Annotated in this window: 10 protein-coding genes and 3 pseudogenes; 10 read left to right on the forward strand and 3 right to left on the reverse strand. The window is 71.4% G+C overall.

Annotated features, from left to right (window positions below; all coding sequences use genetic code 11):
- Positions 1-419 (reverse strand): annotated as a pseudogene (locus tag I0C86_RS34965) (cell wall anchor protein); the annotation flags it as partial.
- A gap of 324 nt (positions 420-743) precedes the next feature.
- On the opposite strand from I0C86_RS34965, the pseudogene rsmD reads away from it, so the two are divergent.
- From rsmD to mutM, 8 genes and pseudogenes are all read left to right on the forward strand, one after another.
- Positions 744-1,334: pseudogene (gene rsmD / locus I0C86_RS34970) on the forward strand (16S rRNA (guanine(966)-N(2))-methyltransferase RsmD); the annotation flags it as partial.
- A complete protein-coding gene (gene coaD, locus I0C86_RS34975) occupies positions 1,331-1,816 on the forward strand; it encodes a pantetheine-phosphate adenylyltransferase (protein WP_196205593.1) in 486 nt (161 codons plus the stop codon). The pseudogene rsmD and the gene coaD, both read left to right, overlap by 4 nt.
- A gap of 264 nt (positions 1,817-2,080) precedes the next feature.
- Entirely contained in the window at positions 2,081-2,578 is a 498-nt protein-coding gene (locus tag I0C86_RS34980) for a hypothetical protein (protein WP_192767581.1), read from the forward strand.
- Between the two features lie 126 nt (positions 2,579-2,704).
- Positions 2,705-3,268 carry a YceD family protein gene (locus tag I0C86_RS34985; RefSeq protein ID WP_196205594.1) on the forward strand — a complete coding sequence of 188 codons (564 nt, stop codon included), beginning with the start codon at positions 2,705-2,707 and terminating at the stop codon, positions 3,266-3,268.
- Positions 3,269-3,276: 8 nt separating this feature from the next.
- The gene (rpmF, locus tag I0C86_RS34990) at positions 3,277-3,450 is read left to right on the forward strand and encodes a 50S ribosomal protein L32 (RefSeq protein WP_192767583.1); all 174 of its coding nucleotides are present in this window, start codon (positions 3,277-3,279) and stop codon (positions 3,448-3,450) included.
- Between the two features lie 115 nt (positions 3,451-3,565).
- Entirely contained in the window at positions 3,566-4,543 is a 978-nt protein-coding gene (locus tag I0C86_RS34995; protein ID WP_196205599.1) for a phosphate acyltransferase PlsX, read from the forward strand.
- Positions 4,540-5,292 (forward strand): annotated as a pseudogene (gene rnc / locus I0C86_RS35000) (ribonuclease III); the annotation flags it as partial. The gene I0C86_RS34995 and the pseudogene rnc, both read left to right, overlap by 4 nt.
- A 230-nt stretch (positions 5,293-5,522) precedes the next feature.
- A complete protein-coding gene (gene mutM / locus I0C86_RS35005) occupies positions 5,523-6,380 on the forward strand; it encodes a bifunctional DNA-formamidopyrimidine glycosylase/DNA-(apurinic or apyrimidinic site) lyase (protein ID WP_196205595.1) in 858 nt (285 codons plus the stop codon).
- 58 nt (positions 6,381-6,438) lie between these two features.
- On the opposite strand, the gene I0C86_RS35010 is transcribed toward mutM, so the two are convergent.
- Entirely contained in the window at positions 6,439-7,260 is an 822-nt protein-coding gene (locus tag I0C86_RS35010; RefSeq protein ID WP_196205596.1) for an endo alpha-1,4 polygalactosaminidase, read from the reverse strand.
- A 123-nt stretch (positions 7,261-7,383) separates the two neighbouring features.
- A complete protein-coding gene (locus I0C86_RS35015; protein ID WP_196205597.1) occupies positions 7,384-8,484 on the reverse strand; it encodes a CAP domain-containing protein in 1,101 nt (366 codons plus the stop codon).
- 396 nt (positions 8,485-8,880) lie between these two features.
- On the opposite strand from I0C86_RS35015, the gene I0C86_RS35020 reads away from it, so the two are divergent.
- Together I0C86_RS35020 and I0C86_RS35025 are read left to right on the forward strand one after the other, a co-directional pair.
- Entirely contained in the window at positions 8,881-9,075 is a 195-nt protein-coding gene (locus I0C86_RS35020) for a hypothetical protein (protein ID WP_101370286.1), read from the forward strand.
- 394 nt (positions 9,076-9,469) lie between these two features.
- Positions 9,470-10,959 (forward strand): chromosome segregation SMC family protein (locus tag I0C86_RS35025; RefSeq protein WP_196205598.1); only part of this gene is annotated, 1,490 nt, incomplete at its 3' end.

Raw genomic sequence — 10,959 nt, forward strand, 5'->3', positions numbered from 1 at the left:
GTCTTGCACTTGCCCTTGTCCACCGCCTTGACCGTGCGGTGCTCGATGACGATCCGGTCCGGCCGGATCCACTTGGCCTCGACCGTCAGCGTCTTCTCGAGCTGGCGAGCGGAGGGGGCGGTGCGGGTCTCGGTGCCGGTGAGCGGAGCGCCGCCCCTCGGGTTCAGCTCCGCGCCGACCTTGATGTCGCCGGCCGGGCCGGGGCGGACCTGGGTGACCTCAGCCTTGATGTTCTCGCTGTTGCCGACCGTCCACTTGAACTCGTAGTTGTTGCTTCCCTTGACCACGCAGTAGGTGCCGTTGATCTCGGGGTGGTGGGCGCTGGCCGGGGCGGCGAACGTGACCACCGTGCCGAGGCCGAGGAAGGCAGCCCCGATGATGGCGGCCGATCGCCGTAGCGACAGCTTAGGACGGATCACGCGTACTCCTGAGAGATGAGAGCGTCACGGACGACGTAGGGAATAGCGATGAGGGTCGCTGCCGGTAAGGCGCGACCTGCGAAAATTGCCTTCCCGGTGTCGTAGGCCGGCAAGACGCAGCCGGCACAGCGCACGACCTTAGCGATTGGCGCCGAACGCGGATACTCTTCAGGCTCCTCTAACAATGATGTTGTCAATTCGAGATGATTGATAAACGGGCGGTGATGGAGCTATCTCCCTCGGTGCGTGCGCCCTGTCGTTTTGTCCGGGTCGGCCACCGGAAGCCGGAGCACGATCATCGCGTAGCGTCGGGTCCATGGAGAGGAAGTCGGGATGACCCGGATCGTCGCCGGAGTGCTCGGTGGGCGCCGGATCTCCGCGCCGCCCGGGGCGAGCACCCGGCCGACCAGTGACCGGGTCCGGGAGGCGCTGTTCAGCGCGGTCGAGTCGATGACGGAGTTGACCGGCGCCCGCTTCGCCGACCTGTACGCCGGCTCCGGCGCGGTCGGCCTGGAGGCGCTGTCCCGGGGGGCCGCCCAGGTGCTGCTGGTGGAGTCCGATCCCCGGGCCGCCCGGATCATCCGGGAGAACCTCGCCGCCCTGCGCTCCACCCCGGCCAGCCCGTTGACCGGTACCGCCCGACTGGTGACCGGGAAGGTCGCCCAGGTGCTCGGCACACCACCCGACGGCGGCCCCTACGACGTCGTCTTCGCCGACCCGCCGTACGCCGTACCGGAGGCCGACCTCGCGGTGGTGCAGGCGGCACTGCGCGACAACGGCTGGCTGGCCCCGGACGCCGTGCTGGTGCTGGAGCGGTCCACCCGGACCGGGCCGGTCGACTGGGTGCAGGGAATCACTGCCGAGCGCAGCCGCCGCTACGGCGAGACCACTCTTTGGTACGGTCGCCGATCGTGAGACGTGCGGTCTGTCCCGGGTCCTTCGATCCGGTCACCAACGGTCACCTGGACATCATCGGTCGGGCGAGCCGACTGTTTGACGAGGTGATCGTCGGCGTGCTGATCAACGAGTCCAAGCATGGGCTCTTCACCGTCGACGAGCGGATCGACATGCTCCGCGAGGTGACCGCGGCCGACGGCAACGTACGGGTGGAGTCGTTCCAGGGTCTGCTGGTCGACTTCTGCCGTACCCAGCAGGCCGCGGTCGTCGTCCGGGGGTTGCGGGCGGTGAGCGACTTCGACTACGAGTTGCAGATGGCCCAGATGAACATCGGGCTGGCCGGGGTCGAGACGCTGTTCATGCCCACCAGCCCGCTCTATTCGTTCCTCTCCTCGAGCCTGGTCAAAGACGTCGCCAAATGGGGCGGTGACGTTTCTCCGCACGTACCGGACGTGGTCCGTGAACGCCTGCGGGAGCGGCTGGTCCGGCCGGGTTCCTGACCGGCGACGACGGGGCCCGTTCGGTCCGGCGAGGCGGTCCCACCCGGTCCCGACGGCCGACCTCCCGGGCTCGATCCGACGCCACCCGGACTGGTGACCGGGCTTTCCGGCCGACCGTGAACGCTCGTTGGCCTGCGACGACGCGCCGGTCCCGGGTCGATCGCCAGCCCGGTCCGGGGCGCACCGCATCATTGGTTGAGCAGTAATCCGGTCTGACACCTCATCATGTAGGTCGACCGAAGCAACGACGGGAGTGAGGTACCGGTGGACCCGCTCGATCGAATAGACGAGATCATCGGCATGGTGGAGACGGCGCGTTCCGTCCCGATGTCCCGCAACAACGCCATGGTCGACCGCGCTGAAATGATCGGTGCCCTCGAGGAGCTGCGCGTCGAACTGCCCGTTGACCTGCGCCGGGCGGCGGCTCTGCTGGACGAGCGCGACAAGATCATGGACGCCGGCAAGCGCGAGGCGGACCGGATCATCAGCGAGGGTGAGGCGGAACACGCCCGGCTGGTCTCGGTCAACGAGATCACCGTCTCCGCCGAGCATGAGGGTGCCCGGATCGTCGCCGAGGCCCGGGCCGAGGCCCAGCGGCTCCGGGAGGAGGTCGACGACTACGTCGACACCGCGCTGGCCAATTTCGAGCAGTTCCTGACCCGGGCGCTGGCCTCCATCGAACGCGGCCGGGACAAGATGCACGCGCTGCGGGAGATCGGCACCTTCGCGGGGGAGGAAAATGAACGTCCTCTGCCGTTCTGAGTCTGCCGTCCGGATCGCCGACCCGGCCCGAGCCGCTCAGGACCGGGCTGGCCTGCCCCAATTCGACGCTGAGCCCGCTGCTCAGGTAACCTGTTTCGTCGGCCTCGCACAGGCCGGAGTCTGACTATGCCCAAGCATCTGCCGACCCACCTCAACCCCAGGTCGCCGCTGGTCCTCGACACGAGGGAACTGCCGCGCCGTCCTGGAGTGCTGCGTACGGTCGCTCGGACGGCACCGGCACCGGCAGACCTCGGACTGGAGCTGATCGGCGTGCCGGAGGGCGCGGACCTGAGCCTCGACCTGAGGCTCGAGTCGGTGTCCGAGGGTGTACTCGTCTCCGGGACCGTCACCGGTCCCGTTCGGGGCGAGTGCGGCCGCTGCCTGCGCCCGATCACGGACTCGCTGGTCGTCACGATCCAGGAGCTGTACGCCTACGAGCACAGCACCACGGTCGAGACCACCGAAGAGGACGAGGTGGGCCGGATGCAGGGCGACCTGATCGACCTGGAACCGGTACTGCGGGACGCGGTGGTGCTCGCACTGCCGACCAACCCGGTGTGCCGGGAAGACTGCCCAGGCTTGTGCCCCGAGTGCGGGGTGCAGTGGGACGAACTGCCGGCTGACCACAGCCACCAGCAGGTCGACCCCCGCTGGGCGGGCCTGTCGCAACTGACCCGTCAAGAAGAGTAGGAAGTACCGTGGCCGTCCCCAAGCGCAAGATGTCGCGCAGCAACACCCGGTCCCGCCGGGCGAACTGGAAGACCACGGCGGTCGCGACCGTCGCCTGCCCGCAGTGCAAGTCGCCGAAGCTGCCGCACGCGGCCTGCAGCGTCTGTGGCACCTACAACGGCCGCCAGGTCATCGAGGTCTGATCCGGATCCCCGAGTGACGCCACCGACCTCCGGTCGGGCGGCGCACCCGCCCTGGCGACTGCCCGGTGTGCCGGCTCCCGCCGCCGCCGACCGACTTCGGCCGGCCGGCGTCCCCGTGGAGCCGGGCACCGTGCGGATCGCCGTCGACCTCCTCGGCGGGGACGATGCTCCCGCCGTCGTGGTTGACGGCGCTCTGCGGGCGTTCGGCGCTGACCCCGATCTGCGTCTCCTGCTTGTCGGCCCGGCTGAGGTCGCCGACGGGCTGATTGCCATGCTCCGGCCCGCCGACCGGGACCGGGTTGCCGTCCGGCCGGTCCGAGAGGCCGTCGCGATGACCGGGGAGCCCGCCGCGCTCGTCCGCTCGGACAGCACCATCCGGGCGGCGGTGGCCGCCGTGACCGAGGGCGCGGCCGACGCCGTCGTCTCGGCCGGTTCGACGGGTGCCACCGTGACCGCCGCCGTACTCGGCTTCGGTCGCTGGTCCGGCGTCCGGCGTCCGGCGCTGGTCGCCACCCTGCCGGCCCTCGCCGGCCCGGTCGCACTGCTCGACGTCGGGGGCTCGCTGGAGGCCCGGCCGGCCACCCTGGCCTGGCACGCCGTGCTCGGCGCGGCCTTCGCCGCCGTCGCGTACGGGATGTCCGAACCCCGGGTCGGACTGCTCTCCATCGGCACCGAGCCCGGCAAGGGCGACCGGGCCCGCCGAGCCGCCGACCCGGTGATCGCCGACCAGGCACTGCCGGCCGCCGGCCGGTACGTCGGGCTCGTCGAGGGGTACGACGTGACCCTCGGTGCCCGCGCCGACGTGGTGGTCACCGACGGCTTCACCGGCAACGTACTGCTCAAGGGGATCGAGGGCGCGTACGCGATGGCCGGCGGTCCGCCGGCCAGCGGCGGTGCCCCACGAGCCGCCGCGCTGCTGGGCGTGGCCGGCGCGGTGGTGGTCTGCCACGGCGCGGCCCGGGGCGAGGACGTCGCATCGGGCATCGCGCTCGCCGCCCACCTGCACCGCCGTCGGGCCATCGCGGCGGTATCCACGCTGCTGGCCGAACTGACGGGGGCCAACCGCATCACCGACACCGAGGTAACGGCATGACCAAGGACAAGCGGCGGCGACCGCCGATCACCCACCTCGAAGCGGCGTTCGGCGTCGCCCTGGATCCGGAACTGCTGGAGCGGGCCCTCACCCACCGCTCCTTCGCGTACGAGAACGGTGGACTGCCGACCAACGAGCGGCTCGAGTTCCTCGGTGACTCGGTGCTGGGCGTGGTGATCACGACGGCGTTGTTCCACAACCATCCGGACCTGCCCGAGGGACAACTGGCCAAGTTGCGGGCCAGCGTGGTCAACATGCGGGCGCTGGCCGACGTGGCCCGGCGGCTCGGCCCGGCGGGTCTCGGGCCCTACCTGCTGTTGGGCAAGGGCGAGGAGAGCACCGGGGGCCGGGACAAGGCGAGCATCCTCGCGGACACGCTCGAGGCGCTGCTCGGCGCGATCTACCTCCAGTACGGTCTGGACACCGTGGCGATCGTCATCCACCGGCTCTTCGACCCGCTGATGGCGGAGTCGGCCGGGCGGGGGGCGGCGCTGGACTGGAAGACCAGCCTGCAGGAGCTGACCGCCGCGCTGGGGCTCGGCGTTCCGGAGTACCGGATCGACGAGGCGGGTCCGGATCACGCCAAGACCTTCACCGCCTGGGTGGTGGTCGCCGGTCGGAAGTACGGCGGCGCCGACGGCCGCAGCAAGAAGGAAGCCGAGCAGCGGGCCGCCGAGGCGGCCTGGCGGACCCTCTCCGACCAGGGCGAGGACGCCGCCCCGCCGGCTGCCGGGCCGTCGGCGGGTGGTCCGCTGGCGGGTGGTCCGCTGGCGGGCTCGGCCGATGCTCCGGTCGCCGCGATCGACGACGGCCGTGCTCCGGAGGTCGGCGTCGGGGTCGAATTCTCCGCCGGCACCGACGCGACCGTGGGCGTCGATTCCGCCGCCCCGCCGGCGACCGATTCCGTGGCAGGTTTTCGTACCGCACCGGCCGGGGGGTCCGCCGGTGGGCCCAGCACGCCGAACTGATCGAGGATCACATGCCTGAACTGCCCGAGGTGGAGACGGTCCGGGAGGGCCTGAGCCGGTGGGTGACGAACCGCCGGGTCGAGGCCGTCGAGGTACGGCATCCGCGCGCCATCCGCCGGCACCTCGCCGGTGCCGAGCACTTCGCGGCGGTGCTGGCCGGGCGGACGATCCTGGCCGCCTGCCGTCGTGGGAAGTACCTCTGGCTGCCGCTGGACAGCGGCGACGCGGTCATCGGGCATCTGGGCATGTCGGGGCAGCTACTGGTCCGGCCGGCGGGAACGGCCGACGAGATCCACCTGCGGATCCGTTTCACCTTCGACGACGGCGGGCCGGAACTCCGCTTCGTGGACCAGCGCACCTTCGGCGGACTGTCGGTCTCGGAGGGCGGCGCGACCCTGCCGTCGGAGATCGCGCACATCGCCCGGGACCCGATGGATCCGGAGTTCTCCGACGCCGGCTTCGTGGCCGCGGTACGCCGGCGTCGTACGGAGATCAAGCGGGCGCTGCTGGACCAGACGTTGATCTCCGGCGTCGGCAACATCTACGCCGACGAGGCACTCTGGCGGGCCCGCCTGCACGGTGCCCGGCCGACCGACGCGCTCACCGGTCCGGCGATCACCCGCCTGCTCGGGCACGTTCGCGACGTACTCGGAGAGGCGCTCAAGCAGGGCGGCACGAGTTTCGACGCGCTGTACGTCAACGTCAACGGCGAGAGCGGCTACTTCGACCGGGAACTGAACGTCTACGGCCGGGAGGGGCTGCCGTGCCGGCACTGCGGCGCGCTGGTCCGCCGGGAGGCCTTCATGAACCGCTCGTCGTTCAGCTGCCCCCGCTGCCAACCCCGGCCCCGCACACCAGCGCCCGGGTGAGGACACCCGGCGCTGCCGTCCAGCGCCTGCGCCGCCCGGCGCGGAGGCGGGGCGCCGCTCAGCGCGGGCAGGGGTCGCGGCGTACGTCGAGGTTCCGGTTCTTGCGGATGGAACTGAAGCCGTAGCCGACGGTGGCGGTGCAGAAGTCGACGGTCGACCCTTCGTACTCGACGTGGAGCACCGGCTTGCCGGCATCCACGAACGGCATCAGCCGGTCGCACTCCGTACGCCGGAAGCACTCCTCGTTGACCACGAAGTCGAAGTACGGCTCCAACGCCAGCACCTGGTCGATGTCGTTCGTCAGTCCCGGAGCCAACTGGGTCTGCCGGGCCAGCTCGGCGACGTGCCGGTTGAAGATGAGCTGGTCGTCGAAGGTCAACGGGAACCCGGTCCGGCGGGTGTACGACTCCATCCCTACCGGCAGTACGGCGACGAAACCCTTGCCCCGGCAGAGCCGGAACCGGTCGGCCAGCACCGGTTCGAGGGTGGACCACTGCCGGATGTCCAGCCACCGGCCGCGCGGTGCGCCCTTCGGTTGACCGGGTATCCCGGCCGGGCGGCCGAGCACGGCGGCCGGAAACCGCGTCGCGTCGGGGCGGGACTCCTGATGGATGCCGACCTCCACGGAGCAGATGAGCCGCCGGCCGTCGGTCCGGAGCCGGCGGGCCTCCTCCAGCGAGGTGCGGAAGACGTCGAGCGCGTACAGCTCGGCGTCGACGGTGGGGTCGAGCGGCCCGCTGAGCTGCCACTGCCAGCTCGGGGCGGGGCTACCCGGCCAGGGCGGCACCGGCGCGGAGCGGTTCGGAAGGAGGCGGCATCCGGGCAGGAGCAGCAGCAGCCCGACCGCGAGGAGCAGTCCCGTGGCCCGGTTCCTCGGCACCTCAGTGAACTGCGGTTTTCAACAGCCGCACACCCCCTCGTACCGGCCAACGAGTCAGCCGGTGCGGCGGGCACGGCGGAGGGCGGCGTACGGGTCAGCCGGCCGGCCGGCGCGACGTACGGATCAGGCGGCGGAGCCGAACACCTGGGTCCAGTACAGCCGGCCGTCGGCTCCGGTGGCCACCCCGACACCCATCGCCTTCGCCTTGCAGTTCAGGATGTTGGCCCGGTGTCCGGAGCTGTTCATCCAGCCTTCCATCACCGCGGCCGGGGTGGCGTAGCCCATGGCCACGTTCTCGCCGATCGGGCTGTTGTATCCGGCCCTCCGGGCCCGCTCCACGAAGTCGCTGCCGTCGCTGCCGGTGTGCGACATGTTGGTGTGTTCGCCCTGGTCCTGGCTGTGCAGCCGGGCCGCCTCGGCCAGATCGCTGTTGATCACCACCGAGCCGCAGCCGTTGGCGGCGCGCTCACGGTTGACGATCTCCAGCACCTGCGCCTCCCGGCTGTCCCCGGTCTGGCTCGACCGGGCCGGGGTCTTGGCGGGCGTACGGCGCGCGGTCGGCTTGGTCGTCCGGGGCGGCCTGACGGTGGTGGCCGTCGGCTTCGGTGTCGCCGATGGTGCGGTGGCGGTCGGGGTGGGTGCGGCGGTTTCGGCGTCGACCCCGGTCGGTTCGTCCAGGGGTGCCGTCGGCTCGTCGAACCCGTCGGGGGCGGCCGCGTCGGCGGCGGGTCGGTTCGAGCGGGCGCCGGGTGCGTCGGCGAGGCTGGCCGGAAGGAAGGCGGCTCCGGCGCCGAAGAGGCCGAGCAGGGCGGTCACGGCGAGCCCCAGGCCCACCGGCCCCGGCAGGCGGCCCGGTCGCCGGTGCCGTCCGGTACCACCGGGCTGATCGGCCTGCCGGCGGTCCGGCTGATCGGCCTGCCGGCGGGGCGGCGCGGAGGTGTCGCCGCGGCCGTCCGGACGCCGGTCGTCGGACCTCGTCCACCGGGGTACGTCGGCGGTCCGTCCACGCCCGGTCTCGACTTCCGGATCCGGCTCGAAGGCGTCGATATCCGGCTCGAAGGCGTCCATTTCCGGGCCCAGCGCAAAGGTGCCGAGTTCCGCCGTCAGGTCCGGTTCCGAGTTGTCCGGATATCCCGAGCGGCCGGGCGCCTGGGCGCGACCGGCCGGCTGGACGGGCCCCCACCGGCCCTCGTCCCGGTCGTCCGGTTCGTTCCACCCGTGCACGCCGCTACCTCCACCAGTTCGGTTCTCCGACCGTGCGGACGCTACGCGGGCCCCTGGCCTGGGGCAACGCGGCTAAGGAAGAGTTAAGAGGAGGCCCGCGAGCGGGATCGGCGCCCTGGCCTGGGGCGTTACCAGATGAAACATCGACTGGCGGTACGCTCCTGGTGTCCGAACAGCGACCTGGTTCGTGCCTTGCGGCAGCCCTCGGTTCCGGGTGGTGGACGGCACAGGTGGCCCATGCCCGGTGGAACTTGACTCAGCCGGGACATCGGCACACTATAGAAGTGTCGCCAGTCGCGCCCGACCATGCCCGGGTTTTGCCTGCGGGTAGGTAGTCGCGAACGAGTTGGGCGCGCGTTGGCCGGCCTTTCCGGCAGCGCATTACAAGGAGACGATATGGCGAAGGCCCTCTACGGCCACGTTGGTGCGGCGCCAGACCGGCGCCTTCTCGACGAGGTCACCCGACTGCGTGCCAGGGTTCAGGCACTGGAGTTCGAGACTACGCGGTTGCGCGCCGAGAACGATCGGCTCGCTGCGGCGGTCGCCGAGGCAGATGACCTGCTGCGGCTGGCCGAGCCCGCGCTGACCTGAGCTTCCGGGCGCCGGGTCACCGGCGCCCCCGCCTGAACAACTGAAACGCACCCAGAAATCGCGCGCCGACACGTCCGTGGCGGCGCGCAGTTCTGTATCGGGGCCGATTGCCGTGACTGGAGCCATCCGAGGCCGGTCCGGCCCCCGGGAGGGGTTCCGGATGATCCGATACCCTGATCGGTGCGTGCCGCGTGGGGCAGGGCGTCGGATCCCGGGTTACCCTGCGGGTTGACCAGGCTCCCACCGCCGGGAGCGAGCCATCTCCTCCGCCGTCCGGTCGCGGCCGACCGGACCGGCGAATCCGGTCCCGGTGGTGCCGGACGGAACTGGGGAGCGGAACGGACCGGGAAGCGGCGAGTCTGCCCGGCGGTCACGTCGGACGAGGATCGAGAGCGTGTATCTCAAGAGCCTGACGGTGAAGGGTTTCAAGTCCTTCGCCTCCAGCACGACCTTCAAGCTGGAGCCGGGAATCACCTGCGTGGTGGGGCCCAACGGCTCGGGCAAGTCCAACGTCGTCGACGCGATCGCCTGGGTGCTCGGCGAGCACAGCGCCAAGGCACTCCGCGGCGGCAAGATGGAAGACGTGATCTTCGCCGGCACCGCCGGCCGGGCCCCGCTGGGCCGCGCCGAGGTGACCCTCACGATCGACAACACCGACGGCGCGCTGCCGATCGACTACACCGAGGTGTCGATCACCCGACGGATGTTCCGGTCCGGTGAGAGCGAATACGAGATCAACGGCGACTCCTGCCGGCTTCTCGACATCCAGGAACTCCTCTCCGACTCCGGAATCGGCCGGGAGATGCACGTCATCGTCGGTCAGGGACAGTTGGACGCCGTACTGCACGCCAAGCCGGAGGACCGGCGGGCGTTCATCGAGGAGGCGGCCGGCGTACTCAAGCATCGCAAGCGCAAGGAGAAGGCACTCCGCAAGCTCGACGCGATGCAGGTCAACCTGAACCGGCTGACCGACCTGACCGCGGAACTGCGCCGCCAGCTCAAGCCGCTCGGCCGGCAGGCCGAGGTGGCCCGGCGGGCGCAGGGAATCCAGGCCGACCTGCGGGACGCCCGGCTGCGCCTGCTCGCCGACGACCTGGCCACGCTGCGTTCCACGCTGGACAAGGAGATCGCCGACGAGGCGGCGCTGCGGCAGCGCCGCGAGCAGGTCGAGCGGGAGCACGCCGAGGTGCAGACCCGGCTCGCCGAGCTGGAGACGGCGCTGGCGCAGGACGCTCCGCTGCTCACCCGCGCCCAGGACACCTGGTACCAGCTCTCCGCGCTCACCGAGCGGTTCCGCTCGACCGAGCAGTTGGCCCGGGAACGGCTGCGTCACCTCAGCGCCACCCCGGACGACGAGCGCCCCGGCCGCGACCCCGACCGGCTCGAAGCCGAGGCCGAGGAGGTACGCGCACACGAGGAGGAACTGCGCGCCGCGCTCACCGACGACCAGATCCGGCTGGCCGAGGCGGTGGAGAGCCGACAGCAGCTGGAGCGTCAGCTCGCCGAGGCGGAGCGGTCGCTCGTCGCCGCCGCCAAGGCGATCGCCGACCGGCGGGAGGGGCTGGCCAAGCTGACCGGGCAGGTCAACTCGGCCCGCGCCCGGACGGGTTCGGCGGCCGAGGAGATCGCCCGGCTCGCCGCCGCGCACGCCGACGCGCAGGTCCGGGCCGAACAGACCCAGACCGAACTCGACGCGGTCGCGGAGCGGTCGAGCGAGGCCGACCGGGACAACGCGGACCTGGACGCCCGGCACGCCGAGGCGGTCGCCGCGCAGGAGGCGGCGGCGGCCACCGTACGCGCGCTCTCCGACGCCGAGCGCGCGGCGGAGAAGGACGCGGCGACCTGGAAGGCCCGGGAGGAGGCGCTGGCGATCATGTGCCAGCT

The organism is Plantactinospora alkalitolerans (assembly GCF_015690345.1).
GTDB classification, from domain to species: Bacteria; Actinomycetota; Actinomycetes; order Mycobacteriales; family Micromonosporaceae; genus Plantactinospora; species Plantactinospora alkalitolerans.

Coding starts and splice junctions, on each gene's coding strand:
- I0C86_RS34985 (WP_196205594.1), top strand. CDS start 2,705: ATGCCCAAGCATCTGCCGACCCACCTCAACCCCAGGTCGCCGCTGGTC.
- mutM (WP_196205595.1), top strand. CDS start 5,523: ATGCCTGAACTGCCCGAGGTGGAGACGGTCCGGGAGGGCCTGAGCCGG.
- I0C86_RS35020 (WP_101370286.1), top strand. CDS start 8,881: ATGGCGAAGGCCCTCTACGGCCACGTTGGTGCGGCGCCAGACCGGCGC.